Annotated in this window: 24 protein-coding genes, 2 tRNA genes and 1 pseudogene; 13 read left to right on the top strand and 14 right to left on the bottom strand. The window is 55.3% G+C overall.

Annotated elements, in window-relative coordinates; genetic code table 11:
• Positions 1-6: 6 nt before the first annotated feature.
• The 4 genes from AC2FIC_RS01915 to AC2FIC_RS01930 are packed head-to-tail and all read right to left on the bottom strand — an operon-like array spanning position 7 to position 3910.
• Positions 7-1044, bottom strand: a complete 1038-nt coding sequence (locus AC2FIC_RS01915) for an ABC transporter substrate-binding protein (protein WP_496690821.1) — start codon at positions 1042-1044, stop codon at positions 7-9.
• A gap of 45 nt (positions 1045-1089) precedes the next feature.
• Entirely contained in the window at positions 1090-2004 is a 915-nt protein-coding gene (locus AC2FIC_RS01920) for a sugar phosphate isomerase/epimerase family protein (RefSeq protein ID WP_496690820.1), read from the bottom strand.
• A gap of 10 nt (positions 2005-2014) precedes the next feature.
• Positions 2015-3169 (bottom strand): Gfo/Idh/MocA family protein, encoded by a 1155-nt coding sequence (locus AC2FIC_RS01925; protein ID WP_496690819.1) that lies wholly within the window; start codon positions 3167-3169, stop codon positions 2015-2017.
• Between the two features lie 12 nt (positions 3170-3181).
• Positions 3182-3910, bottom strand: coding sequence for an SDR family NAD(P)-dependent oxidoreductase (locus tag AC2FIC_RS01930; protein ID WP_496690818.1), 729 nt, complete (start codon positions 3908-3910; stop codon positions 3182-3184).
• 177 nt (positions 3911-4087) lie between these two features.
• Between AC2FIC_RS01930 and AC2FIC_RS01935 the strand changes: the two genes are divergently transcribed.
• The 5 genes and pseudogenes from AC2FIC_RS01935 (at position 4088) to AC2FIC_RS01955 (ending at position 8386) form a co-directional block, all read left to right on the top strand.
• The gene (locus tag AC2FIC_RS01935; protein ID WP_496690817.1) at positions 4088-5116 is read left to right on the top strand and encodes a LacI family DNA-binding transcriptional regulator; all 1029 of its coding nucleotides are present in this window, start codon (positions 4088-4090) and stop codon (positions 5114-5116) included.
• A gap of 76 nt (positions 5117-5192) precedes the next feature.
• Positions 5193-6353, top strand: a complete 1161-nt coding sequence (locus AC2FIC_RS01940; RefSeq protein WP_496690816.1) for a fatty acid desaturase family protein — start codon at positions 5193-5195, stop codon at positions 6351-6353.
• Positions 6353-6664: a MocE family 2Fe-2S type ferredoxin gene (locus AC2FIC_RS01945; protein ID WP_271946204.1), complete on the top strand. Its 312-nt coding sequence runs from the start codon at positions 6353-6355 to the stop codon at positions 6662-6664. The genes AC2FIC_RS01940 and AC2FIC_RS01945 overlap by 1 nt, the downstream gene beginning before the upstream one ends.
• Positions 6665-6686: 22 nt before the next feature.
• Positions 6687-7736, top strand: coding sequence for a hypothetical protein (locus tag AC2FIC_RS01950; protein WP_496690815.1), 1050 nt, complete (start codon positions 6687-6689; stop codon positions 7734-7736).
• Between the two features lie 105 nt (positions 7737-7841).
• A pseudogene (locus tag AC2FIC_RS01955) lies at positions 7842-8386 on the top strand (DDE-type integrase/transposase/recombinase).
• Positions 8387-8602: 216 nt separating this feature from the next.
• Here AC2FIC_RS01955 and AC2FIC_RS01960 read toward each other — a convergent pair.
• The 8 genes from AC2FIC_RS01960 to AC2FIC_RS01995 form a co-directional block, all read right to left on the bottom strand.
• Entirely contained in the window at positions 8603-9700 is a 1098-nt protein-coding gene (locus tag AC2FIC_RS01960) for a M56 family metallopeptidase (RefSeq protein WP_496690814.1), read from the bottom strand.
• Positions 9687-10082, bottom strand: a complete 396-nt coding sequence (locus tag AC2FIC_RS01965; RefSeq protein WP_142634715.1) for a BlaI/MecI/CopY family transcriptional regulator — start codon at positions 10080-10082, stop codon at positions 9687-9689. The genes AC2FIC_RS01960 and AC2FIC_RS01965 overlap by 14 nt, the downstream gene beginning before the upstream one ends.
• Before the next feature lie 65 nt (positions 10083-10147).
• Positions 10148-10552 carry a DUF2160 domain-containing protein gene (locus AC2FIC_RS01970; protein WP_142634713.1) on the bottom strand — a complete coding sequence of 135 codons (405 nt, stop codon included), beginning with the start codon at positions 10550-10552 and terminating at the stop codon, positions 10148-10150.
• An 8-nt stretch (positions 10553-10560) separates the two neighbouring features.
• Positions 10561-11358 (bottom strand): carbohydrate ABC transporter permease, encoded by a 798-nt coding sequence (locus AC2FIC_RS01975; protein ID WP_142634711.1) that lies wholly within the window; start codon positions 11356-11358, stop codon positions 10561-10563.
• Positions 11355-12218, bottom strand: a complete 864-nt coding sequence (locus AC2FIC_RS01980; RefSeq protein WP_142634709.1) for a carbohydrate ABC transporter permease — start codon at positions 12216-12218, stop codon at positions 11355-11357. The genes AC2FIC_RS01975 and AC2FIC_RS01980 overlap by 4 nt, the downstream gene beginning before the upstream one ends.
• Positions 12215-13291 (bottom strand): ABC transporter ATP-binding protein, encoded by a 1077-nt coding sequence (locus AC2FIC_RS01985; RefSeq protein WP_496690813.1) that lies wholly within the window; start codon positions 13289-13291, stop codon positions 12215-12217. The genes AC2FIC_RS01980 and AC2FIC_RS01985 overlap by 4 nt, the downstream gene beginning before the upstream one ends.
• 1 nt (position 13292) lies before the next feature.
• Positions 13293-14342, bottom strand: coding sequence for an ABC transporter ATP-binding protein (locus tag AC2FIC_RS01990; RefSeq protein ID WP_496690812.1), 1050 nt, complete (start codon positions 14340-14342; stop codon positions 13293-13295).
• A 62-nt stretch (positions 14343-14404) separates the two neighbouring features.
• Positions 14405-16144, bottom strand: a complete 1740-nt coding sequence (locus AC2FIC_RS01995; protein WP_271946219.1) for an ABC transporter substrate-binding protein — start codon at positions 16142-16144, stop codon at positions 14405-14407.
• Positions 16145-16463: 319 nt separating this feature from the next.
• On the opposite strand from AC2FIC_RS01995, the gene AC2FIC_RS02000 reads away from it, so the two are divergent.
• The 8 genes from AC2FIC_RS02000 to AC2FIC_RS02035 all read left to right on the top strand — a co-directional run bounded on the left by AC2FIC_RS02000 (position 16464) and on the right by AC2FIC_RS02035 (position 24768).
• Positions 16464-17825, top strand: a complete 1362-nt coding sequence (locus AC2FIC_RS02000; RefSeq protein ID WP_496677311.1) for a V-type ATP synthase subunit B — start codon at positions 16464-16466, stop codon at positions 17823-17825.
• Positions 17803-18408 (top strand): V-type ATP synthase subunit D, encoded by a 606-nt coding sequence (locus tag AC2FIC_RS02005; RefSeq protein ID WP_496690811.1) that lies wholly within the window; start codon positions 17803-17805, stop codon positions 18406-18408. The genes AC2FIC_RS02000 and AC2FIC_RS02005 overlap by 23 nt, the downstream gene beginning before the upstream one ends.
• Entirely contained in the window at positions 18405-20201 is a 1797-nt protein-coding gene (locus AC2FIC_RS02010) for a V-type ATP synthase subunit I (RefSeq protein ID WP_496690810.1), read from the top strand. Before AC2FIC_RS02005 ends, AC2FIC_RS02010 begins: the two co-directional genes overlap by 4 nt.
• Positions 20198-20641: an ATP synthase subunit C gene (locus tag AC2FIC_RS02015; RefSeq protein WP_281972343.1), complete on the top strand. Its 444-nt coding sequence runs from the start codon at positions 20198-20200 to the stop codon at positions 20639-20641. Before AC2FIC_RS02010 ends, AC2FIC_RS02015 begins: the two co-directional genes overlap by 4 nt.
• Entirely contained in the window at positions 20641-21318 is a 678-nt protein-coding gene (locus AC2FIC_RS02020) for a hypothetical protein (RefSeq protein ID WP_142634693.1), read from the top strand. Before AC2FIC_RS02015 ends, AC2FIC_RS02020 begins: the two co-directional genes overlap by 1 nt.
• 1 nt (position 21319) lies before the next feature.
• The gene (locus AC2FIC_RS02025; protein ID WP_496690809.1) at positions 21320-22012 is read left to right on the top strand and encodes a hypothetical protein; all 693 of its coding nucleotides are present in this window, start codon (positions 21320-21322) and stop codon (positions 22010-22012) included.
• Entirely contained in the window at positions 22009-23850 is a 1842-nt protein-coding gene (locus AC2FIC_RS02030; protein WP_496690808.1) for a V-type ATP synthase subunit A, read from the top strand. The genes AC2FIC_RS02025 and AC2FIC_RS02030 overlap by 4 nt, the downstream gene beginning before the upstream one ends.
• 165 nt (positions 23851-24015) lie before the next feature.
• Entirely contained in the window at positions 24016-24768 is a 753-nt protein-coding gene (locus tag AC2FIC_RS02035; RefSeq protein ID WP_496690807.1) for an abortive infection family protein, read from the top strand.
• A gap of 133 nt (positions 24769-24901) precedes the next feature.
• Here the strand turns inward: AC2FIC_RS02035 and AC2FIC_RS02040 are convergent.
• Positions 24902-24976: transfer RNA gene (locus tag AC2FIC_RS02040), tRNA-Glu, on the bottom strand.
• Between the two features lie 71 nt (positions 24977-25047).
• Positions 25048-25122 (bottom strand) — tRNA-Glu (locus tag AC2FIC_RS02045).
• Between the last annotated feature and the right edge of the window lie 24 nt (positions 25123-25146).

The raw sequence follows: 25146 nt of genomic DNA on the forward strand, positions 1-25146 counted from the left end.
TTCGGATCAGCCCTCGCCGGGTCCCTTACAGTCGATGATTTGTTCCATCGTGTAATCGGTCCAGCCGGGAACGGTCACTGATACGGGCCACTCCGGGTCAAGGTTAGGATTCTGAGCCGCTGTGATCGTTTCACGGCCTGCGTCCGTCGCATTCTCCCAAAGCACAGGATCTACAAGAACGGTTTTGTTCTCAGGTGCCTTGCCGTTCAGAATGTCGACAGCCAAAGCAATGCCTGCGCCGCCGACTGAGCCAGGATTTGTCACTGCCGCGCCGTTCAATCCCTCAACCTCGGTCAGATATTGAACAAATCCTGCGTTGTCTGCGCCAACGATCGGAACCAAAGGTGCCCCGGATTCAGTGAAAGCGTCGACGATTACATTGTCGATGCCGCTGGTCCAGACACCGTCAAACGGGATGCCGGTGGCCAGGTAATCAAAGATCTGTTGCTTGCCCTGATCTTGCTGCCAGCCGGTGAAAACCTCGTGGACCACATTGACATCGGGGTGTTCTGCCAACGCGCGTTTAAAGCCGTTGTCGCGGTCAGTATCCGCCGAAACCCCAGCAATGCCACGCATATAGACAACGTCACCTTTGCCACCAAGCTGTTCAAACAACCACTTGGCGCCAAGATAGGCGTATTCTTCTTGATTGTTCGAAAGAATGTAGGCGCCTTCAGCCGAAACGCCGGCATCCACGGCAACAACTACGATGTCCTGAGATATCGCCTTTTCCAGTGCCGAGTTTAAAGCATCGGGGTTGGATGGGTTCAGCACGATGGCGTCTACACCCGCTTCGATGAGGTTGTTGATGTCTTCCAGTTGCCCGGCTGAATCGGTGTTGCGATGCGCAACGATCAGGTTCGTCACATCGGCTTCGACCAGAGCTTGCGCACGCATGGCGCAGATCATCTGTTCGCGCCAACCATTACCTTGAACGGTGTTGGACACTCCGATTGTGTATTGCTTGTGCCCGTCAGCCAACGCCACAGTTGAAAGAGACGCTGAAACTGCAAGAGCAGCAACACCATAAAGTAGGTTCTTCATTTTAGTTTCCTCCCAGTTTTAGTCATTTCAAATTTGATAATTTCTTCACTTGATGAAGGGTGACAGGACATCCCGGGCCAGCAGAAAACCCCGCTTGACCTTTTCGTCAGTCCCTTCGAACAATCTGTCTTCATGTTCGATAATGATCGGACCGTCGTATCCGGCGCGGTACAGGCCGGAAAAGAAACCGGACCAGTCCACATCGCCCAGCCCGCATAGCCGTGGGATTTGCCATCCCATGCCGGTAGACATCACACCGTTCTCATAAAGCCCGTCCTCATCAACCATCACGTCTTTGGCATGGACATGAGCCATGTGAGGACCGAACTCCTTGATGAACCGTGTCTGATCGATGAACTGCCAGATCAGATGTGAAGGATCGAAGTTCATGCCAACCGCATCGCCCCATTCTTCAAAAATCCGCCGCCAGATTCTTGGCGAGTAAGCAATGTTGTGACCCCCGGGCCATTCGTCATAGCTGAAGATCATCGGGCAGTTCTCAAAGCACAGACGCACACCAGAGTTTTGTGCATGCCTCACGATCGGATCGAAAATTTCGGTGGCACGCTCCCAGTTCGCGTCTAGATGCAGAGTGCGATCTCCGCCGACGAATGTGTTGACAACTTTGATGCCCATAACACCGGCGGCGGTGATTACTTTGTTAAGATGTCCAATAACTTCAACCCGATGCTCTTCATCGGCGTGGAGCGGGTTGGGATAGTACCCCAGACCCGAAATCTCGATCCCCTGATCGCCGAGTTGCCCGACAATTTCATTGCCCTGATCCGCGGAAAGGCCATCTACGTTGATGTGGCTGGTTCCCGCATAGCGCCGTTGTTCGCCACCTGACGATGGCCAGCAGGCGACCTCCATCGCCGAAAACCCATTGGAACCGGCCCAGGCCGCCACCTCAGTCAATTGAGAGTTTTCGAATGGTGCAGTCAGTAAGCCCAGTTTCATGTCATCGCCCTCAAATCTCGCTCAAATCGACCCAGCGGCTCTCACTCGCCGACTTGACGACGGCTTCGCAGAACTGCATCTCGTAGTGGCCGTCCTCAAATGTCGCCCATGTGCTGCCTTGTTGCCGCCCGCCTGCGATGACGTCGGCATAGACCGCCCGGAAAAAGTTGAAGAATGAATCTGCGAACCCTTCGACATGCCCGGGCGGCAAGGTGGCGGCTGCGATCCCCGGACCGTTCATCAAGGTGAAGTCACGCATCAGGGTCTGGTTGGGCGCGTCACGATGCCCAATGAACAGATGATCAGGAGTTTCACTGTCCCAAGCCGCACTGGCATTTGCTCCGGCGATGTCCCATTGCAATGAGTTCTTTCGCCCCATATTCACTTGGGATGTGCTCATCACGCCGCGTGCTCCGTTTTCGTAACGGATTAGGATCATAGCAGCATCATCGGTATCGATATGCACATTTTCGGTTTCGCCGGTTCCGCTGGCAAACGTCTCAACCGAGCCGAGAGGTTTCTGGCGTTCCGGGATAAAAGTAGCCAGTTCCGCCATGACCGATGCCGCTTTCATGCCAGTGACAAAGCTCGTCAGGTCAACCCAGTGCGTTCCAATGTCACCGACCGAACGCAACACACCACCCATTTCGCTTTCCAACCGCCAGTTCCAGTCGTTGGGCTTGGCAAGCCAGTCCTGATGGTAGTGCCCGGTAACAAAACGGATATCACCCAGATCCCCGGCCATTACCATGCCGTGGGCTTGTTGGTTCAGCGGATAAAAGCGAATGTTGTAACAAACCGCTGCAACCTTGCCAGAAGCCTTGGCTAGGTCGACCATCTCGGCGCTTTCTACGGACGTCATGGCAAGTGGTTTCTCGCAGATGACGTGTTTGCCCGCAGCTAGGATCGATTTCACTTGCGGATAGTGTGCGTGGTTAGGGGTCGTTACGTGCACTATATCGATGTTTTCATCCGCCAACAGATCCTCCAGAGAGTCATAAGCCCGGGCTACGCTCATTGCCCGCGCTCGTTCCCTTCCGCGCTCTGGCGATGACCCAAGAACACCTCTTACGTCCACGCCCAGACGCCGAAGCGCCTGAACGTGCACTGTTCCTATGAAGCCGGACCCGATCACCGCAGCGCGGATTTTTGCGAAGTCACTCATCGTGCGCTCCTGTCAAACAACCGAATACCCTCCGTCCACGATCACGCAGGTACCGGTCACAAAGGCTGCCGCATCGGATGCGAGAAACAAGGCTGTTCCAGCGATATCTTCTGGGTGACCCCAGCGTGCCAAGGGTGTGCGTGCTTCTACAGCTGTTGAGAAACTGGCGTCTTTTCGGGCTTTCGCCGATTGCTCGGTCACGATGAACCCGGGCGCGATCGCGTTCACCCGAATACCGTCTTTGGCCCACGCAATCGCCAGTGATTTTGTTAGTTGTTCCACGCCGGCTTTTGACGCGCCATAGGCTGGGTTGAGCGGTGAACCAAAGCGCGCATACATGGAGGCCACATTTATGACGCGCCCTTTCGCGACCGAAAGGGCAGGGTGCAGCGCTTCGGCGCAGCGAAAAGACCCGGTCAGATTTACGTCCAGCACGTGGGAAAAGAACTCAGGTGCCATTTCTTCACCGCGTCGAGTCACCGCCGCACAGTTTACCAAGACGTCAATATGGTCCCGCTCACCTGCAAAATTGTAGACTTCCTCGGTGTTGGTTACATCCAGTTGAATGTAGTCAAACCGGGCGGCGTCCTCTTCGACGCATTGCGGTTCCACACCGGTAATCTCCACTGTGGCACCCGAGTCCTGGAATTCTCTTGCAATAGCGGCACCAATGCCGGCTCGGCTGGCACCGATCACCAGGACCTTTGCCCCGGCAAAGTCGAATGTCACCTTCGAAACCATCAAAGAACCCGGCTTTTGTTGCGTTTGAATTCGGATGCCATCAGGTTCCCTCGTTTGGAGAAATCGTTACTGCAAACGATTACATTTTGGAAAATACCTACTTTCCAAATTGTGTAATCGATTACATAATCGGCATCACATGAGATTCGAGTCAAGCCAGAAATCGACTGCCAAGCAATGAGCAAGATACCCAAACCCGCCACAATACAGGACGTCGCACGTGTTTCGCAGGTGTCGACAGCCACTGTCAGTCGAGCTCTGTCCAATCCCGATCTGGTGTCAAAATCAACACGTGTTGCTGTTTTGGATGCTATTCGCGAGACGGGATATCGCGTTAATCAGGCGGCCCGAAACCTGCGGATGAAAAGGGCGGGGGCCGTACTGATCCTTGTTCCCAACCTCGGCAAACCTTTCTATTCGGGCATACTTGCCGGTATCAGTGAGGGGTTTGCGGGCTCGGACTATGCAGTTCTGATTGCCGATACCGAAAGTAATCCGCTGCAGGAAGAAACTCTTGCCGGGTACTTTCGAGACGGCCGGATAGATGGCGCAATTTCTTTGGATGGTGGCATTCCTTCGACCGCACTTCAGCAATGCGTCACATACGGCGCCGGCGACCGCATAGTATTTTTGTGTGAATGGGTGGAAGGCGAGGCCTTTCCGGTGATTTCCAGCGACAACGCCGAAGGTGCGCGATTGGCGATCAGGCACCTGCATGATTTGGGCCACAAAAAAATCGCGCATGTTACCGGTCCCGACGGGAATGTTCTGACGACCGCTCGGCGTAAGGGCGTGGTCGAAGAACGGACACGCTTGGGGCTTCCAGCGCGGCCCGAGTGGATTATCAGGGGAGACTTCTCGCTGGAATCCGGACATGAGGCCGCCAGACGAATACTTGCGATGGATGAGCGCCCAACAGCGGTGTTCTGCGCTGCGGATATGGTTGCCTTTGGGTTGATTTCTGGGCTGGTCGCGGGTGGGTTGAAGGTGCCCGGTGACATTTCGGTTGTTGGTTTCGACGATATCGAAATGTCAGGATCTTATGTTCCGGCTCTGACAACAATCCGACAGGACCGACACCAACTGGGACGCCGTGCGGCAGAGGTTTTGCTGGGCCAGTTGGCGAACACTGGCAAAGCGCTTCCAATGAAATCAGCGCTCCCCGTAGAGCTTGTAACACGGGCGAGCTCTGCGCCGCCCAATTAGCGAAGTCAAAATTCAGGCGCCTTTGCTATAGTCAACGAAGAAGCGGGTGGCGCTGTGAGCGATGGAGAAAGGGGAAATGAGTAAGTCGACCATACCCATTGGCTCTGAACTCACTGTTCGGGATTATTCCCTGACTGGTGCGAATACGCGTCAAGCGATAGAAAACGGTCTGTCGGCCGCAGAGTGGTACCACAGCGATGTTCCTCGTAAGAAGCTGAAATCGCTTATGAAGCGCAGGGATGCGCCGGCCATTCGTGACACAGTGATTTGGATCGCTTTGCACTTTGTATTTGCGGCTGGCGGGCTGTACTTCTGGGGTAGCTGGCTTTGCGTGCCTTTCTGGTTTGCATACGGTGTCGTGTATGGTTCGGCCTGCGACAGCCGTTGGCACGAATGCGGACACGGAACAGCCTTTCGAACCCGATGGATGAACGACGTCGTGTACCACATCGCGTCCTTCCAGATTATGCGAAACCCGGTCAATTGGCGCTGGAGCCATGCGCGGCATCACACCGATACACTCATTGTTGGCCGCGATCCGGAAATAGCGTGGATGCACCCGATCAGCCTGATCCTGAAGGCGCTTGCATTTGTAGGGATTTTTGAGACCTGGACTTCACTCAAAGTTCTAATGCGAAATGCCATGGGGAACTTGTCGCAAGAAGAGCAGGATTACATTCCGGAAAGCCAATGGCCCAAAGCGGTCCTTTGGGCGCGGATTCACATTGCGATCTACGCCGCTGTTTTGTTGATTTCATTTGTTTTGCTTGTCTCCGGGGCCGCATGGAAATCCCTGATCCCCATACTCTTGATCGGAGGTCCTCGGGTCTATGGGTGTTGGCATTTTGTAATGACGGGGTTGCTTCAGCATGGAGGGCTTGCGGAGAACGTTCTTGATCACCGTTTAAATTCACGTACACTTTATATGAACCCGATAAGCCGTTGGGTTTACTGGAACATGAATTACCATATTGAGCATCACATGTTCCCGATGGTTCCGTATTACTCTCTTCCAGCGCTTCATGATCTGATCAAGGATGATCTGCCGCCGCCGAATACTTCGATTTGGGACGGCTACAAAGATATGATGGGTTCTGTCATGAAGCAGCGTGTTGACCCGAGTTACGCCATACGAAAGTCTCTCCCGCCGACGGCCCGCCCATATCGGGAACATTTTCATTTGGCAGTTCCGGAGAGAAACACGGGGTTAGAAATCGGTGATCGAGGAGGAACGTAATGCCTTGGGTTGACGCATGCGCCGTAGACGATGTTGAGGAAGAAGATCTCATTCGTTGGGACCACGACGGTAGAACCTACTTGATTGTTCGCAGTTTGGACAATGAGTTCTATTGCACCGACGGCCTCTGTACACACGAACAAGTGCACTTATCGGACGGGCTGGTGATGGACAACGAGATAGAGTGCCCCAAGCATAATGGGCTATTCGACTATCGCACGGGCAAAGCTTTGAGGGCGCCCGTATGCGAAGATCTTCGCACCTACGAAACCAGAGTAGGAAATGGTCGCGTCATGGTATTGGTGGAATGATTTTTTGGGCTAGGAGTGGTTTGTGATCGAGCTGTCCGCAACAGGCATCCGGCTTTCATTCGATTTGCAGTTGGGGTTGATCGAGAGTTTCAGTGTGTACGACGGTAACGCTGAGATTTCACCACTACATCGCGCACCTTGGGTCGGCACAGACGAAGTTATGCCCGAAGGTATAGCACCTCATTTGGAAAAACTCGGCGGTGATTTCTTCTGCGCCCCATTCGGGTCAACTGAGGGGACATCGCCGCTGCATGGGTGGCCAGCTAACTCTCGTTGGAGACTAGAAGAAAAGACCGACAGCTATTTGCGCGCTGAGCTCGACAGAACGGTTTATGGAGCTAGGCTGCAAAAAGAGATTACACTGCATCCTGAGCATCCATTCGTCTACCAGCGTCACACTTTCATTGGTGGCGACGGCACGATGCCGGTTGCAAATCACGCAAATGTATCCTTGCCCAATGGCGGGATCATTCATACCTCTCGAAAGCAGTGTTGGAGAACGCCTAAGGTTGAACAGGAAGTTGATCCGGCCTTAGGCTATTCAGCGCTTAGATATCCGGCTGAAAGCCAAACGTTGGCGTCTTTTCCTGGGAAAGACCGCGAAGTGAATCTGTCAAACTACCCATGGTCTCCACAGAGTGAAGACTTTGTTGTTGGATTGGATTCGCCTGATGAGAAATTGGGTTGGACCGCGGTAACTCGCCCCGTGGAGGGCGACATGTTCCTGTCGCTTAAATCGGCTCAGGCTTTGCCGATGACGATGTTGTGGCATTCGAACGGTGGTCGATATTATGCTCCTTGGTCGAGCCGCCACTTCGCCTGCCTTGGGGTTGAGGAGGGGGCCGCTTCGCCCATCCTGGGAAATGTCGAAAACAGTTTCCCGAACGATCACGGCGTCATTCATCTAAACCCCGATCGCCAAGTTGAGGTTACACATGTCATCGGGGCGCTTCGTTGGCGTAGTGGAGCCAGGGTGATTGCAGTTGAAACTCTGGGAAACCAACTTTTGATCCGAGGTACAGAAAATCAGGAGATTCTTGTGCCATTCGATCCGCAAGCCCTGAACATTTGAACGGGTGGTGCAGGGGAAATTGGCTTGAGACAGGCAGGGCAGTTTCGTAGCTTCGCTTGATGACAAAAACGCTCACTTTTTTGCTGCTTCAAAACCAACCCTGAGATCATTCGTCTAGCAGTCATCGTGCACGTTCGATTCTGGTTGAATAGGTTTGGCCCTATCTGTGCCGCAGAAATTAGCCGAAAACGCATAAATCGGATGCGATGTTTCGCGAACTGGTAGCGGCATCAAAATATGGTTATTGCTGAAGATCAACGGCAAGCAATATCACCTGTGGCGGGTAGCCGACCATGAAGGCGAGGTGCTGGAAATCTATTTCACGAAGCGCCGGGATCGTGTTGCGGCCCTTTTACACTTGAAGAAAGCGATGAAACGATACGGCCAGCCAGGTTTCGTCGTCACTGACAAATTGCACTCTTACGACGCGGCGATGAAAGTCATAGGTAATGCCTCTAGGCAAGAAACTGGCCGTTGGAAGAACAATCTTGCTGAGTATTCCCATCTTCCGTCGGCGAAAAGAACGTGCGATGCTCTGCCTCCGGCAAATGTGATGTTTGCAAAATTTTGCCGCAGACGACACTTCCGTCCATAGTCACTTCAATCATGAACGGCAGCTTTACTCACACGACAAGTTCAAGCTCAGTTGAACTGCCGCTCTTTCGGCGTGGAGCCAGTTTAGTTTCGCCTAATTTTCAGCTTTCTGAGCTAGACTGAGACTGGTTCGAATTTGCCTGACAGCACCGCCACTCAGCCTGTTTCACCAAGCAACCTGCGATTTCTTTCTTCTGCAAACGCGGATTGGCTTCGCTGCAAGAATGTGCGTCGCGCTGCAGATCCTTCGAGAATATTTCCCCGAATAAGGGTTAGTTGCCCTGATTGCGGGCTTCCAACCGTTCAAGGTTCACAACGGTCGACAACATCAACCTGTCATGGCTCCAGTCGTCTACAGGCTGCAATGACGCAGCGCCTAACGCCAATGTCACAGCAAAAGCCGCGCTTAAGGCAAAGAACAGAGGGGGCATTGTGGGTTGGATTGCAGGGGCATCTGCCAGGGCAATCACACGTTGACGCAAGACGCGTTTGGCCTTGCCCCCTTTAACCAAAGCCACATTCAATACACGCGGGCTGCCGCGCATTACTGAATTGGAGCAATAGTTCAGCAGGCAGGACGTGTATTCGACCGCGTTGATTCCACGGCGCGAAACGACGGATTGATCACAGGCCAGCTCGCGCAGCCGATCGAATTGAAACTTGAGAATCAGATATGCCGGGTTCCAGAACAGGAACGGCCGCAAAAGCTCGAACCCCAGTTCCCATTCAACATCGGCAGCCCTGACATGTTGCAGCTCGTGTGCAAGGGCAAACCGCATATCGCTGGGGGTGTTGAGCAGATGGCTGGGCAATACCACATGCCTGCGCCACAAACCGCGAACGGCGAAGGGGACTGTGACCCGGTCGGACAGGCGGATATCGACCTTTTCCGAGCTTCGCCACAGATAGCTGGAGCGAACAATGCCTCGGATTGCCAACCCGTCACGGATAATGCGCAGGATGCAGACCGCAGAATAGAGCGCCATTACCACCAAGATTGCCGATATAATCGGGTTTTCGCCTGAAAGGGTCTGTTCGATCCACCTTTGCCGGGTATTTAGCAGGGCCTCGAACTGGGTGGCGGGCATGGCGATATCGCCACGCAGATAGGCGGCAACCGCAAGATCCCCAATGGCGACCCCGCTTTCAACGGAATACATCGCCATGACCAAACCAGCCCCGATTGCCAAAAGGGGGCTGAGCAGGACGCAAAGACACAGAATTTTCAATGCGCGCAGCTGTGCAACAAACCCGTGTCGCATCTGCGTCATTGAAACCACGTATCTTGCCGCGATCCATACAATAGCCGCTAGCGCAAGAACCAGATTCAGTTCGAGAAATGCGTCGAGAACCGGTTTAACCGCTGTCATTTTGCAGTCTCCTCTCTACCAGTGCCCGAATATCCTCAAGATCTGCCTCGCTCAGACCAGCGTCATCTACCAACCGTGCAACCAGCGTGGCTGGTGTGTCATCGAACAGGGTTCGTGACAGGTTCTGCAGTGAACGCGCCTGATACCTATCCTTCTCCAGAAGCGGCGTATAACTTAGGGTCTTGCCGTTTTTGCGACTTTCTACAAAGCCTTTTTCGTCAAGAATGCGAAGGATTGTGGCCCCTGACGTATAGGCCAGGTTCCGATCTGGTGGCAGCCGGTCCAGTACATCACGCACCGAGCCCTGACCCAGAGCCCAGAGTTCGTTCATGAACTCCAGTTCGACCTCGGTCAGCAGGTTTGTCGTCTTTTTCTTTCGCATTGATCCCAGTGCCGTCATTTTACCTGTGCCTGACAGACAAGCATCCTTTGATGGTTTCGCAAAGCTTAAACTTTCCAGAACACGAAAACGCCCCAGCCGATGGACAGGAACAGCGGTGTCCAGACCGGTTGCCCGACTAGCCCTAACCAGGCCAGAAAAATGTAAGCTGCCCCAAGCAATGTGATGAACAGACGGTCGCCCAATGTGGTGGTCAAGCCCAGAACGCCGCGCCGTTCAATCCCGTCGCGGTATTTAAACCCTTCCAGCAGACCGATCAGCGCGATGGCTGAAAAGATGCCGACAAATACGGCCAGGGTCGCCGGTGTCCACGCCATCCAGAAATCCGGCCACAAGGGCGCAGTCCAGGAAAACTCTTTTTCTTCGGGCTGACCCACACTTCCCCACCCGGCCTGTGCTTGCGCCAAGGCCGAACCGGGGATCAGAAAGGGGATCAAAAGCAGTTTACGCATATCGAACCTCATACACGCCCCATCGCGAAACCACGCGCGATGTAGTTGCGGACAAACCAGATGACGATGGCGCCGGGGATGATGGTCAGCGTCCCGGCGGCGGCCAGCAGGCCCAATTCGTACCCGGCGCTGGACGCGGTTCGGGTCATTACGGCCGCGATGGGTTTGGCCTCGACCGCTGTCAGAGTCTTGGCCAACAGCATTTCGACCCATGAGAACATGAAGCAGAAGAATGCCGCGACGCCTACGCCCGCTTTGATATTTGGCAGGAATATCGTGACGAAAAAGCGCGGAAAGGAATACCCGTCCACATAAGCGGTTTCGTCCAACTCCTTCGGGATGCCACGCATGAACCCTTCCAAAATCCACACCGCTAGCGGCACGTTAAACAGCGTATGCGCCAGCGCCACCGCCAGATAGGTGTCAAACAACTGAATTGACGAATAGAGCTGAAAGAACGGCAAGGCGAACACCGCAGCCGGTGCCATCCGGTTGGTCAGCAGCCAGAAGAACAACTGCTTGTCCCCTAGGAACCGATAGCGTGAGAACGCATAGGCCGCTGGTAGGGCGACACAGACGGAAAGCACCGTGTTCAACGTCACATAGGTGATCGAGTTGATGTAGCCCCAATACCACGTCGGGTCTGTGAAGATCGTGATGTAATTTTCCAGCGTAAAGGTCTGCGGGAACAGAGAAAAGCCCGACAGGATCTCGTTCGTGGTCTTGAAGGACATCGCCACTAGCCAATAGATCGGCAACATCAGGAACGCGATATAGAGGATCGGGATGAGGGAGCGCTTTTTCATTCGGCGTCATCCTTTGTCATCAGAGTGTAGAAGACCCATGAGACCAGCAGTGTGATGGCGAAATAGATCAAGCTCATCGCAGCCGCAGGGCCAAGGTCGAACTGTCCCAGTGCGATCTTTACAAGATCGATCGACAGTAAGGTGGTCGAGTTTCCGGGACCCCCGCCAGTCAAAACGAAGGGTTCGGTGTAGATGTTGAAACTGTCCATGAACCGCAGCAGGATGGCGATTGTCAGAACCGTCTTCATCTTGGGTAACTGGATATACCGGAACACTGACCACGGGCTGGCACCGTCGATCTTGGCCGCCTGATAATAGGCGTCCGGGATCGAAACCAGACCCGCATAGCACAGTAGAACCACCAGCGAAGTCCAGTGCCAGACATCCATGATGATGACAGTGATCCAGGCCGACAATGGTTGCTGTGTCATGTCATAATTGATGCCCAGCACGTCATTCAGAAAATACCCCAGCAGGCCGATTTTTGGCAGGGTAAAGATGTTCCACATCGAGCCGACTACGTTCCAGGGGATGAGCATCGGCAGAGCCATCAGCACCAGACAGACCGGCACCCAAAAGCCTTTGCGCGGCATCGACAGGGCAACAATGATGCCCAGCGGCACCTCGATGATCAGGATCATGAAGGTAAACAGGAACTGTCGCCCCAAAGCGGCCTGAAAGCGGTCGGAGCGCAGGATTTGTTCGAACCATCCCAGCCCTTCCCAGAAGAACTGGTTATTGCCGAAGGTCTCCTGCACCGAGTAGTTGACCACCGTCATCATTGGCACCAGCGCGTTGAACGCGACCAGTGCCAGAACCGGCAGGACAAAGAACCATGCTCTTTGGTTTATTGTTCTCATTGGGCCCGCTCCTGCGTTGCGATCCAGCCGTCGCGATAGACGCGGGACTGCTCGGGTTTGAGTTGCAGAAAGACCATCGAGCCTTGTTCAGGCGCATTGTGTTCGGTGACGGCCTTGATCGGTGTGTTCCCAACCATCGCACTGACCACGTAATGGCGCCCGATATCGGCCACTTTGGTGACATGTGCCGGTATGCCGGATTGGCCGAAGCCTACATATTCCGGGCGTATTCCCAGATCGGTGCGACCACCTTCACCATGGGTCGGACCTTCCAAGGCCACCTCATGCCCTTCGAAAATAGCGCGATCGCCCTTGGTCTCGCAGGGCAAGACATTCATGCCGGGCGAGCCGATAAAGTGACCAACGAATGTATGCTGAGGCCGCTCGAACAGTTCAACCGGCGTACCAATCTGAACCACTTCACCATCCTGCATGACCACGACTTCATCAGCAAAAGTCAACGCCTCGGTCTGGTCGTGGGTGACGTAGATCATTGTGGCTTTTACGCGCTGGTGCAGCTCTTTCAGCTTGGAACGCAGTTTCCATTTCAGATGCGGGTCGATCACGGTCAGCGGCTCATCAAACATCACCGCATTCACGTCATCGCGCACCAGTCCGCGCCCCATCGAGATTTTTTGCTTGTTATCCGGGCTCAGGCCAGAGGCTTTGGTGCCCAGCATATCTGTGACATCCAGCATTTCGGAAATCTCATCAACACGCCGCTTGATGGTTGCCGCGTCAACGCCCCGGTTTTTCAGAGGAAAGGCTAGGTTCTCGCCTACGGTCATCGTGTCGTAGATCACTGGAAACTGAAAAACCTGCGCAATGTTGCGCTGATCAGGGGGCAGGGCGGTCACGTCGCGGTCATCAAACAGGATCTGCCCCTCGGAGGGTGTCAGCAGGCCCGAGATGATGTTCAGCAGCGTAGACTTGCCGCAGCCCGATGGCCCCAGCAGCGCATAGGCCCCACCATCGCGCCAAGTGACGTCGATTTCCTTCAGCGCATAATCCTCGGGGCCTTGCGGCGATGGCAAATAGCTGTGTCGAAGGTTTGAAAGCTTGATCTGTGCCATGTCAGGCCACCCTTTTGCCGTCTTGGCCGAAATACCGGCAATGGGCCGGATTCATATAGAAACTATGGTCTTCGCCAACCTGATAGGGATGTACGCCCGCCGCCAATGAAACCCATGCGTCGTTCCCATGTTGGAAATGCGCACTGGAGTCAGATCCGGATAGCTCGGTCACGATCACACGCCCGGTCAATTCTACATCTGCGTCCGATGTGCGGAATGGCGTCACGCGATGCGGGCGTACCGCTACTGTGTATTCACCGTCTGCGATGCCGGTGACGGCCCATCCACCGCCCCCTGCAAGTTGCGCCTGCGCACCCGAGACGGTGATATGCGCGACGTTGATGGGCGGATCCGAGAACACACGTGCGGCAGCGATGTTTTCCGGATTGCGGTAGATATCAGCGGTTGGCCCAAATTGGGTGACCCGGCCGTCTGCCATCAGAGCGGTATGACCACCGAGCAGCAATGCTTCTTCCGGTTCTGATGTCGCATAGACCACTACGGCCCCGCGTCCGGCAAAAAGATCAGGAAGTTGCTCGCGTAGCTCTTCGCGCAGTTTGTAGTCCAGATTGGCAAGGGGTTCATCAAGGAACACGGCCCGGCTTTCCTTGGCAATCGCGCGGGCCAAAGCGGTGCGTTGTTGTTGCCCACCCGACAGCTCGTGCGGGCGGCGCTGCAGCATCGGACGCAGTTGCAGCAGATCAGCGGCCTCTTCGACGCGGCCTTCGATTTCGCTTTTCGCCATGCCTGCCACGCGCAGGGGCGAGGCAATGTTGTCGAAAACGCTCATATGGGGGTAATTGACGAAAAACTGGTGCACCAGACTGATCTTACGCTTCTGCGTATTCAGCCGAGTCACGTCCTGACCGTCCATCAGGACTTTGCCTGTGGCGATCGGATCCAGTCCAGCCATCATCTTGATCAGTGATGTTTTCCCGGAACCGGTGGCACCCAGTAACACATTGAAATGGCCTGTTTGCAGCGTCAGATTCGTGGGTTTGATATGGATGACGTTGCCGACCCGTTTGGTCGCGTCTTGAAGTTCGATCATCTGGTGTTCTCTGGGGGTATTTGGGGGTAGGCCGGGTCTGAGCCCGGCCTACGAGTTTACGCTTACTGGGACTGCCAGCGCTGAACCAGTTCGTCATAGTTGACGGTCTGGCCTTGCGGCTTTTCGTTCTCCAGCTTGGCTTTTGGCGAACCCGGCTTTTCCAGCCAGAAGGACGCATCCTGCGGCTCGTTCAAGCGCGGACCACAACCGCCGTAGACACCGGCGCTTTCATCCGCGGCCTGCATCCGGCCCATTGTGATGTCCATCTCTTCGGCCAGACGATCCATCGCTTCTTGCGGAGTGAAGGCACCCGAGTTCACGTCACCGATCTGCTGCCACCAGATCTGGGCCAGCTTTGGATAATCCGGCACGTTGATGCCGGTCGGGGACCATGCCACGCGGTCAGGTGAGCGATAGAACTCGACCAAACCACCCAGCTTGGGCGCGCGTTCGGTGAACGACTCGTGGTTGACCGAGCTGTCGCGAATGAAAGTCAGACCCACATGGGACTTCTTCACGTCGACCGTCTTGGATGTCACGAACTGGGCATACAGCCAAGCCGCCTGAGCACGATCCGCAGGGGTCGACTTCAGGAAAGTCCAGGATCCCACGTCCTGATACCCAACCTTCTGACCATCTTCCCAATAGGGGCCATGCGGGCTCGGCGCCATCCGCCAAAGCGGTGTGCCTTCGTCGTCGACGGTGTTGTTGCCTTCGGACTTCGGCTTCACCATGTCGGCGGTAAAGGCGGTGTACCAGAAGATTTGCTGGGCCACGTTGCCTTGGCTAAGCGCCGGCAGCGACTGGTAGAAGTCATAAGACGCGGCACCTGGAGGCGCATAGTTGCGCAGCCATTCGTCCCATTTGCGGATCGCATAGACCGCAGCCGGACCGTTTGCAGCGCCACCGCGCGACACAGATGCGCCAACAGGGTTACAGGTGCCCGCTTCCATGCGGATGCCCCATTCGTCAACGGGGATACCGTTCGGCTCACCCTTGTCGCCAGCACCAGCCATCGACAGCCAAGCGTCGGTCATACGCCAGCCAAGGTCAGGCGCGCGCTTGCCGTAATCCATGTGGCCATAGATCGCGGTACCGTCGACTTCTTTCACATCGTTGGTAAAGAAATCGGCGATGTCTTCGTAAGCGGACCAGTTGACCGGAACGCCCAGATCATAGCCGTACTTCTCTTTGAACGCGGCTTTGTTTGCCTCATCGTCGAACCAGTCCTTGCGGAACCAGTAGAGGTTCGCAAACTGCTGATCAGGCAGCTGATACAGCTTGCCATCCGGACCGGTGGTGAACTGAATGCCCATGAAGTCATCCAGATCCAGCGTCGGAGAGGTCGTGCCCGCCCAGTCGCCACCCATCATGTCGGTCAGCGGATACGCCAACTGCAGACGCGAGTGGGTGCCGATTAGGTCACTGTCGTTCACGTAGCCGTCATACAGATTCCGACCTGTTTGCAGCTGGGTTTGAACGGCTTGAACTACTTCGCCTTCACCCAGAATCTGGTGATTGACCTTGATGCCGGTAATTTCTTCGAACGCCTTGGTCAGAACCTCAGATTCGTAAGAGTGCGTAGGGATGCCTTCGGACAGGACGTTGATTTCCATGCCATTGTAAGGCTGTGCAGCTTCGATGAACCATTGCATCTCGGCCATCTGTTCGTCTTTCGACAGGGTTGATGGCTGGAATTCGTCGTCGATCCAGCGTTGTGCTGCGGCTTCGTCGGCCCAAACGGGACCGTGCCCCGCAATGACGGCAGCCGCCGCCACTGCGGAAAGTAGATGTCTCCGCATCTGTTTCCTCCCAAAGATAATGTGATCCGGCGCAGACCGGATGACGATCAGCATCAGCGATTTGCCTCCTGCGTGTCAAACTAAATTTTTAGTAATTGAGGTGATGGCCGGGATAAATTTCTGAAAATGAATTGATTTATATCATGTTTTAAAGCACCATTTGCCCATTAATTTCAGTTCGCAGACCCCTTGAATGCAGGGTCGCGCGCATGGTTTTTCGGCAGACGCTGTGATGTGGGTCGATTTGAAAAGCAGACCTTTGTGACCGTTTGCTGCACGATTTGAGTTCAATCAAGTTTTCAGGCTAAGAGGATCAGCAATGTCCCGAAGTCTTCTGAGATTTACCCGCGTTCTCGAGATCGTGGGGGATACGCTAAAGATAAAAGTTCCGAGTGACAGGTCCGCTGACGCGACGGTGCGTTTCAACGATCTGGCCGTGATCGAAACTGTCGATGGGCACAGAACGCTGGCGCAAGTCATCTTCATCGACCGCGATGTGATAACCTTGCAAGTGTTCTCGGGTACCAAGGGGATTTCGACCGAGGCGACAGCAACGTTCCTTGGTCATCCGATGCAAACCCCGTATTCGGCCAATATTCTGGGCCGGGTGTTTGACGGCGCAGGCGAGGCGATTGACGGCGGTCCGGACTTGTCTGCCGAACCGCGCATCGACATTGGGGGACCAACGGTGAACCCGGTTGAGCGGTCGGTTCCCAACAAGATGATTCGCACGGATGTGCCGATGATCGACGTGTTCAATACGCTGGTCGAAAGCCAGAAGATCCCAATTTTTTCGGTATCCGGCGAGCCGTTCAACGCGTTTCTCAGCCGCATCGGCATTCAGGCGGATGCGGATATTGTTGTGTTTGGCGGGCTAGGGCTAATTTTTGACGACTACCACACGTTCAGAACCTCGTTCGAGGATGCGGGCGTGTTCTCGCGGACCGTGATGTTCGTCAATCAGGCCATGGACCCGTTGGTCGAACGCCTGCTGGTGCCGGATATGGCGCTGGCCGTTGCCGAGAAATTCGCTGTGGAAGAGGGCAAGCGTGTTCTGGTCCTGCTGACGGATATGACCGCCTATGCCGATGCGATGAAAGAGGTTGGGATCAGTCAGGAACGCGTCCCATCGCAGCGTGGATATATGGGCGATCTCTACTCGCAACTGGCACGACGGTATGAGAAAGCTTGCGACTATGCCAAGGGTGGATCGGTTACTGTGCTGACTGTCACAACCATGCCCGGGAATGACGTGACGCATCCGGTGCCGGACAACACCGGGTATATCACTGAAGGCCAGTTTTACTTGCATTCCGGGGTGATCGACCCGTTCGGCAGTTTGTCGCGCCTCAAGCAGAATGTAATCGGCAAAACCACACGCGAAGACCACGGCCAGATCATGAACACGATGATCCGGTTCTATTCCGAAAGCCGAGATGCCGCGCAGAAACAGGCCATGGCGTTTGACCTATCGGATTATGACAACCAGTTGCTGAAATTCGGCGCTTTGTTCCGCAAACGCTTTATGGACATCAACGTCTCGATCCCGCTGGAGGATGCGCTAGATCTGGGATGGAAGACACTAGCTGAATGCTTTGCCCCCGAGCAGTTGCTGATGAAGCAGGATCTGATCGACAAATACTTCCCAAAGGATGCACATGGCGCGGTTGCAGCTGAATAAATCGTCGCTTGCGCGCGAGCAGACGCAGCTGAAAAGCTATGAGCGGTTCCTGCCGTCTCTGGACCTGAAGCGTCAGCAACTGATGGCTGAACGGGCCAAGGCACGTAAAAATGTGCAGCACCTGCAGGACGAGGTGACGCGCTTGGCACAGCAGGTCGGGGAAAAGCTGCCCATGCTGGCGCAACAAGGTGTCGACCTGGAAGGGTTGGTCGAACTAAAGGATTACCGGCTGAAGAAGGTCAACGTGGTTGGCGTTACCATGCCCGATCTGGACCGAATCGAGGTCGCGGTACGTCCGTATTCCCTTTTGGCCAAGCCACATTGGGTGGATGCAGTGGCGCGTTTGTTGCATGACATGATCGAAACCCGATTGCGCGTGAAAGTGGCCGAAGAAAGGGTCAGGATTTTTGACAAATCAGTCGCCACGATCACGCAGCGCGTCAATCTGTTCGAGAAGGTGTTGATCCCGCGCGCCAGGGCCAACATCAAGAAAATCCGCATCTATCTGAGCGATGAACAGATGCAATCCGTTGTGCGCTCGAAAATCTCCAAACGCAAACATGCGAAGGAGGTTGCGGCATGAGTGTTGCAAGGCTGAAGAAACTGTCTTTGGTCGGCCATGCCGCGAACAAGGGGGACACTCTGGGCGCGCTGCAGACATTGGGATGCATGCATGTTTTACCTTTGGCACCGCCGCCGGCAGAGCCAGAGCGGATCAACGAGCGTGGAGCCCGAGATGCGTATAAAGCATTGCGGTTCTTGAAAGAATCGTCGGAAACGCGCCGTCAGGTTCGGCGCGATTCTGGTTTTGATATGGACCAGTTCGTCGGTGAAGTCCTGGACTTGATGCAGCGCATACGGGATATGACCGACCACCGGGATTTTTTGGCCCACCGGATCGCTCAGGTGCGCCCGTGGGGAGATCTGGATTTTCCGCCGAGTGATGTGTTGGCAGGCAACCGGCTTTGGTTCTATCAACTGCCGCTAAAGCACCGCGATGCACTGGCGGAGCTTCAGTTGCCCTGGGCCATCCTGCAAGAGGATCACCGGTTTCTCTACGCCGTTCTGATCGCCCCGGAAGATCCCGAAGACGACATCCTTCCAGTGCCGCGCACCCATACGGGTTCGTTGCCCATTCACGAGCTTGAAGCTCAGCTGGAAGAGGCCGAAATCGCCATTGAGGCGCTGGAAGCCGAGCGTATCGGGCAGACCCGTTTTCTGACGTTGATGCGGCGTAATCTTGCCGCCGCCGAAAGCGCAGCCGAACTGGCCCATGCCACGCAAAAGGTCCGCGACGAAGGCGAAGTGTTTGCCCTACAGGGTTGGGTGCCCAGCGATCAGGTCGAGGCTGTCCTGGACATGGCCAATTCGCAGAACGCCGCTGTATTGATCGAAGACCCGGGCCCGAACGAGATGCCTCCGACGCTGCTTGAGCAGCCGGAAAATCGCAGTGCAGCAGTAGACCTTGCCCTGTTCTATCAGGTTCCTGGGTACCGAGAATGGGACCCCAGCATAATCGTGTCCGTCTCGTTCGCGATCTTCTTTGCGATGATCGTTGCGGATGCCGGCTATGGCCTGGTTATCCTGCTGGGGCTGTTGGCCTTCTGGAAACGTCTCGACAATACACCGGCGAAAAGATCGTGGCGGCTTTATGGTCTGATCATCTCGGGCGCGACGGTCCTGTACGGGATTTTGGTTGGAAGCTATTTTGGCGCTTCCCCGACCTCGGGCACGATCTGGGGGAAACTCAAGCTGTTGGACCTGAACAATTTCGACTCGATGATGCTGATTTCAATCGTGGTCGGTGTTCTGCACCTGATATTGGCGAATGCGCTTGCAGCGCGCGCGTCTTGGGGGCGGCGCAGTTCCGTTGCCAATCTTGGCTGGATCGCGGTGTTGATCGGCGGGTTCATACTGTGGCTGAGCTATATGAAAGGCGGACCAACTGCACCGGGGGCCGCGATCATGATCGCTGGGGCCTTGGCGATCCTTCTGTTCACCAGCGAGCGCGAGATTGCCAAACCCTCTGACTGGCTGTGGCGCCTGATAGAGGGCGTGCAGGGGTTGGCCGGGGCGATGGGGGCCTTTGGCGATGTGCTTAGCTACATGCGCCTGTTTGCGCTGGGGCTGGCCTCGGCTTCGCTGGCGATCACGTTCAACGATCTGGCGGTCTCGGTGATGCAGTCCCTGAAAGGGCTGGGCCTTCTGTTCGGAGTGTTGATCCTGATCGCCGGGCATATCCTCAATTTCGCGCTCGCCATGATGAGCGGCGTCGTTCACGGATTACGTCTCAATTACATCGAATTCTTTAAATGGGGCCTGCCGGATGAAGGCATCGTCTTTCGCCCGTTCGCCCGCAAGGAGGTTCAGGAATGAATGAGCTTGTACTTACATTGGGCTGGTTGGGAATCTATGCCCCCATGGCGCTGGGCGCCGCAGCAAGCGCGATTGGCTGTTCCATTGCTGGACAGGCCAGTATCGGAGCGATGACGGAAACCGAAGGCGGGTATGGCCGGTTTATCGGCGTGTCGGCCTTTCCATCGACGATGGTGATCTACGGCATCGTCATCATGTTCACGCTGAACCGCGATGTGACGCCTGAAAATGCAGGCGGGCTGTTCGGGATCGGTATCCTGTCGGGCATCGCCCTGATGTATTGCGGCATCTGGCAGGGAAGGGCCTGTGCTGCAGCGATTAACGCAACCAAGGAAAAGCCCGAGATTTTTGGCCTGGCACTTGCGCCGGCTGCAATCATCGAGGGCTTTGGCGTATTTGCCTTTGTCTTTGCTTTGGTCATCAGCGCGGGGATTAGCTGATGGCACAGGACGGGATGATTTCGCATGGGGTGGATGCGCTGATCGACAAGCTGCGCAGCGATGGCGTGGCTGCCGGTCAGGCCGATGCAGACAAGCTGCGCGCTGATGCCAAAGCCGAGGCGGCCAAAATTCTTGCCGATGCCAAGCGCGACGTAGATGAGTATCGGAAAAAGGCCCGTGCCGAAGCGGATAATTATCGCACAGCCGGAGAAGAGGCGCTGAACACAGCGATGCGTGATGCGGTGCTTACAATGAAGGCCGGTCTGACAGATCGATTCCGCAAGGATGTTGAACGGCTGGTCACCCAAGAAATGACTGATCCTGAACTGCTGAAACAAATGATCCTTGAGGTCGTCGGTCGCGCCGCGTCAGACGCCAGACTGGAAGGGCCCGCGCAGGTCATACTGCCCCCCAGGGTCGCCACTCAGGATGACATCAAACAGAACGCCGATGATATTCAGTCGGGAAAGCTGACGCGTTACGTTCTGGGACTGACGGCTGAAATGCTGAAGGAACAGGTTGAGCTGCACAGCGCGGATGACACCCAGAATGGCATCCGCATCCGGGCTGATGAACAGGGGGTTGTTCTGGATCTGACCGATAAGGCAGTCGCCTCGTTGTTGATGGAACATTTGCAGCCGCGCTTTCGTGCCGTTTTGGAAGGTGTGATCCGGTAACATGTCGGACCCTGACGCCTATATCGCGCTGATCAGCAGCCTGCCGGGCTCGGAACGGTTGTTCATCGCCAAACAACCTCCGCTGTCGCGGCTCAGGCTGGACCGGCGATTGCGGGTGCTGACACCAGCGGATGCGCGGGTTCTGGAGGTAATGGAACACGCTCTGAACTGGAACAACTACGATATGAACGTCACGGATGCGCAGACCATTGAGCGATGCAAAGAAGCGCTCCGGCACATTCCACAACCGACCTTGCGCAAGCTGTTCATGGAACGGATGGATTTGAGGACGGCGGTTGCCGCGCTGCGCCTGCGCAAACAGGGGGGTGCTGCACCCAGTGGCGTCTATGGCGTTGGACGCTGGAGCCGACACATTCCGGCCAACTGGGGCGACCCTGCCTTTCGGCTGGAAACCCCAATGCCCTGGATCAAAGAAGCCAAACACTTGCTGGATGTCGATGACCCCCTGGGGCTTGAACGGTTGCTTTTGTCGGTCAGCCATAAGCAACTGAAACGCTACGCCGCGCGCCATCTGTTCGATTTCGAAGCCGTGGCGATTTATGTTCTGATCTGGAATATTTTTGATCGCTGGGCGCAAAGCAATGCGCGTGACGCGGCAACGCGCTTTGAGAAACTGGCGCAACACGCCATGGCAAGTGCGATCGACTTGGATTTCGAGGGAGTAAGCGCATGACAGCCCCAACCTCCGCCACGCAGACCTCTACTGCCCGCGTCGTCTCGGTACAGGAAGGGCTGGTACAAATTCAGGCGAACCCTGATGCCACAGGCCATCCCGGACAGCTGGTCAAGAATGAGGTCGTTTTCATTCTGCCCACGCGGCCCGGCCCCGGTGGACGTCAGGAACGTCTGAAAGCCGAAGTGTTACGGGTGCGGGGCGACACTGCCGATGTGCAGGTTTACGAAAGCACTGATGGCGTCGCCGTGGGCGACCCGGTCGAACAATCCGGGCAGCTGCTCTCGGTCGAACTTGGTCCTGGGCTGTTGGGGCAGGTGTTTGACGGCTTGCAGTCGCCTTTGGCCAAGGTGGCGGCAGAATTCGGAACCTTTCTGCCGCGTGGGGCGGACGTGGCGCCGCTGGACACTCAGGCAAAGTGGTCGTTTACCCCATCGGTCAAGGTGGGCGACACGGTCACTGCAGGCGACAGCATCGGGGCGGTGCCCGAGGGGCATTTTACCCATAAGATCATGCTGCCCTTTAACTGGGTTGGGGATTACAAAGTCATTTGGGTTCAGAAGGGTGCGGCCATGATCCATGATATCGTGGCGCGGCTTGAAGATGCACAGGGGGGTGAGCACACGCTGACCCTGTCGCAGAAATGGCCGGTACGGCGGGCTTTGCCGGAAAACGTTCTGAAACGCACCTTGTCCGAGCGGCTCTATCCGACCGAACCTGTCCTGACCTCTCAACGCCTGATCGACACGTTCTTTCCGATTGCCCGCGGTGGGACGGCCTGTATTCCTGGTCCGTTCGGCGCAGGCAAGACGGTGCTGCAGAACCTGATTGCACGCAACGCCAAGGTGGACATCGTGATCGTGGTGGCCTGTGGTGAACGCGCGGGTGAGGTTGTCGAGACGATTGCGGAATTCCCGAAGATGACCGACCCGACCACTGGCGGCAGTCTGATGGACCGGACGATCATCATCTGCAACACCTCCTCGATGCCCGTAGCTGCACGCGAGGCGTCGATCTTCACCGGGATCACTCTGGGTGAGTATTACCGCCAGATGGGGTATGATGTGCTGCTGATCGCGGACAGTACCAGTCGCTGGGCTCAGGCCATGCGCGAGACCTCCGGCAAGCTCGAAGAAATTCCGGGGGAAGAGGGCTTTCCCGCCTATCTCGAAAGCTCGATCAAGGGGTTGTACGAACGCGCCGGAGCGATGAAGACCAATGATGGGGACACCGGCAGCCTGACCCTGATCGGGACCGTGTCACCGGCAGGTGGGAACTTTGATGAACCGGTCACGCAATCGACGCTGTCCACGGTGAAGTGTTTCCTCGGCCTGTCGTCCGAACGCGCCTATAAGCGGTTCTATCCTGCGGTCGATCCGATGCTCAGCTGGTCGCGTTATCTGGAACAGCTCTCGGACTGGTACGACACCAACGCCGAAGCCGGATGGACGGGCAAAGTGCGCGACTTGCTGGCATTGATCGAAAGGGGTGAACAGGTTGACCAGATGATGCAGGTGACCGGCGAGGAAGGGGTCACGATCGAGGATTTTGTGACTCAGCAAAAGGCGCTGTTTGTCGACATGGTCTATCTGCAGCAGGATGCCTTTGACCCGGTGGATGCGTCGGTGCCGCTAGAGCGTCAGAAGATGACGTTCAAACTGGTCTATGGCGTCACTCAATCCACCGCGCAGTTCGCCGACAAGGCCGAGGTGCGCCAGGTCTTCACTCAACTCACGGGGCTGATGAAGAACTTCCACTATGCCGCCGAAAACACGCCGGAATTCAAGTCCGTCTGGGCGCAGGTGCAGGCCCTGTGTCAGGAAAAGTTCGGAGTGTGATGAAATGATAGCCCGTAGGGAATTGCCAAAATTATTTGTTTCCATAGGGTTATGCCAAGGTTGGTCAACTTAACCGTGCGTTTCTGCGTTGAGGTTTTTGCTTCACTTGGCTAACCATTTGTAAGTTCCAAATTTTAACTGAACGAAATTTTGAGTAAAGTTTGAATGGATGATTTGCCTGATAACCTGTTCGAACGAACTCTCTATTTGAAGGATATGGTGGAGGCATTGGGAACTGGCGGTGGGTTGGAAGGAGCAGCATACAGTTCGATTAGGGCTGAACTTTGTGACGACCCCGAAACGCGTAAATTGATCCCTGACTACATACGAGTTTGCCGGGATGGCGGCAGTCTTTGGGCACACCTAAAAGACTTCCACGAAGGAAGCGGCGCATATGCGGCTCGTCGAAAAATGATTAACGACACGTTTACTCCAGTTCTTGAATTCTTAGAGTTTGGGCGCTCCGGAACTGACCGGCTTCTTACAGTCGGCGTGCATTCATACGATGCAGATGCTGTCAGTCTTGCATGGCAAAAGGCACTGGAGAGAAGGGCGACTGATCCTGAGGGGGCAATTACAGCATCGAGGACGTTGTTAGAAGAAGTTTGTAAACACATTCTCGAGGACGCGAGCATTGAATACGAAGAGAAATGGGATCTGCCGAAACTGTACAGTGCGGTCGCTAAAGAATTAAATGTTGCGCCGTCTCAGCATTCTGAAGACGCCTTTAAGAAAATACTCGGAGGTTGCCAGTCAGTTGTGGAGAACCTTGGACAGCTTAGGAATAAAATCAGCGACGCGCACGGTGGTGGTAGAAAGAAAGTAAAACCTGCGCCTAGACATGCCGCACTTGCCGTAAACCTTGCAGGTTCGATGGCTCTTTTCCTAATCGAAACGTGGCAGTCACGCTCAAACTAGGGCAGCGATCTTCGTTCAAGCGCTATGAGGAATCGCGAGCAACAGCGAGACCTCTTCAAATTCAATATGCAGCATGTACGGGAAGGTTGCGAAATCTTAATTCCGCCCGCTAAGATATTGTTTTAAATAAAAATGGTAGCCCGTAGGGGAATCGAACCCCTCTTTCCAGGTTGAAAACCTGGCGTCCTAACCGATAGACGAACGGGCCGCATTGGCTAGCCTTGGGAATTCCACGGCTAGCTATGGCCAACCCGCTGGAAAATAGGCGAAAATTCAAGCTGGTAGCCCGTAGGGGAATCGAACCCCTCTTTCCAGGTTGAAAACCTGGCGTCCTAACCGATAGACGAACGGGCCACGCTAGCTTGTGGGGGGCCTTTT

Source organism: Ruegeria sp. CDSC079, from assembly GCF_059610505.1.

Coding starts and splice junctions, on each gene's coding strand:
- AC2FIC_RS01940 (WP_496690816.1), top strand. CDS start 5,193: ATGAGTAAGTCGACCATACCCATTGGCTCTGAACTCACTGTTCGGGAT.
- AC2FIC_RS02025 (WP_496690809.1), top strand. CDS start 21,320: ATGTCGGACCCTGACGCCTATATCGCGCTGATCAGCAGCCTGCCGGGC.
- AC2FIC_RS01930 (WP_496690818.1), bottom strand. CDS start 3,910: ATGGTTTCGAAGGTGACATTCGACTTTGCCGGGGCAAAGGTCCTGGTG.
- AC2FIC_RS01970 (WP_142634713.1), bottom strand. CDS start 10,552: ATGCGTAAACTGCTTTTGATCCCCTTTCTGATCCCCGGTTCGGCCTTG.
- AC2FIC_RS02010 (WP_496690810.1), top strand. CDS start 18,405: ATGAGTGTTGCAAGGCTGAAGAAACTGTCTTTGGTCGGCCATGCCGCG.
- AC2FIC_RS02035 (WP_496690807.1), top strand. CDS start 24,016: ATGGATGATTTGCCTGATAACCTGTTCGAACGAACTCTCTATTTGAAG.
- AC2FIC_RS01985 (WP_496690813.1), bottom strand. CDS start 13,291: ATGGCACAGATCAAGCTTTCAAACCTTCGACACAGCTATTTGCCATCG.
- AC2FIC_RS02030 (WP_496690808.1), top strand. CDS start 22,009: ATGACAGCCCCAACCTCCGCCACGCAGACCTCTACTGCCCGCGTCGTC.
- AC2FIC_RS01995 (WP_271946219.1), bottom strand. CDS start 16,144: ATGCGGAGACATCTACTTTCCGCAGTGGCGGCGGCTGCCGTCATTGCG.
- AC2FIC_RS01975 (WP_142634711.1), bottom strand. CDS start 11,358: ATGAAAAAGCGCTCCCTCATCCCGATCCTCTATATCGCGTTCCTGATG.
- AC2FIC_RS01925 (WP_496690819.1), bottom strand. CDS start 3,169: ATGAGTGACTTCGCAAAAATCCGCGCTGCGGTGATCGGGTCCGGCTTC.
- AC2FIC_RS01980 (WP_142634709.1), bottom strand. CDS start 12,218: ATGAGAACAATAAACCAAAGAGCATGGTTCTTTGTCCTGCCGGTTCTG.
- AC2FIC_RS01915 (WP_496690821.1), bottom strand. CDS start 1,044: ATGAAGAACCTACTTTATGGTGTTGCTGCTCTTGCAGTTTCAGCGTCT.
- AC2FIC_RS01920 (WP_496690820.1), bottom strand. CDS start 2,004: ATGAAACTGGGCTTACTGACTGCACCATTCGAAAACTCTCAATTGACT.
- AC2FIC_RS02015 (WP_281972343.1), top strand. CDS start 20,198: ATGAATGAGCTTGTACTTACATTGGGCTGGTTGGGAATCTATGCCCCC.
- AC2FIC_RS02005 (WP_496690811.1), top strand. CDS start 17,803: ATGGCGCGGTTGCAGCTGAATAAATCGTCGCTTGCGCGCGAGCAGACG.
- AC2FIC_RS01945 (WP_271946204.1), top strand. CDS start 6,353: ATGCCTTGGGTTGACGCATGCGCCGTAGACGATGTTGAGGAAGAAGAT.
- AC2FIC_RS01960 (WP_496690814.1), bottom strand. CDS start 9,700: ATGACAGCGGTTAAACCGGTTCTCGACGCATTTCTCGAACTGAATCTG.
- AC2FIC_RS01935 (WP_496690817.1), top strand. CDS start 4,088: ATGAGCAAGATACCCAAACCCGCCACAATACAGGACGTCGCACGTGTT.
- AC2FIC_RS01965 (WP_142634715.1), bottom strand. CDS start 10,082: ATGCGAAAGAAAAAGACGACAAACCTGCTGACCGAGGTCGAACTGGAG.
- AC2FIC_RS02020 (WP_142634693.1), top strand. CDS start 20,641: ATGGCACAGGACGGGATGATTTCGCATGGGGTGGATGCGCTGATCGAC.
- AC2FIC_RS01990 (WP_496690812.1), bottom strand. CDS start 14,342: ATGATCGAACTTCAAGACGCGACCAAACGGGTCGGCAACGTCATCCAT.
- AC2FIC_RS02000 (WP_496677311.1), top strand. CDS start 16,464: ATGTCCCGAAGTCTTCTGAGATTTACCCGCGTTCTCGAGATCGTGGGG.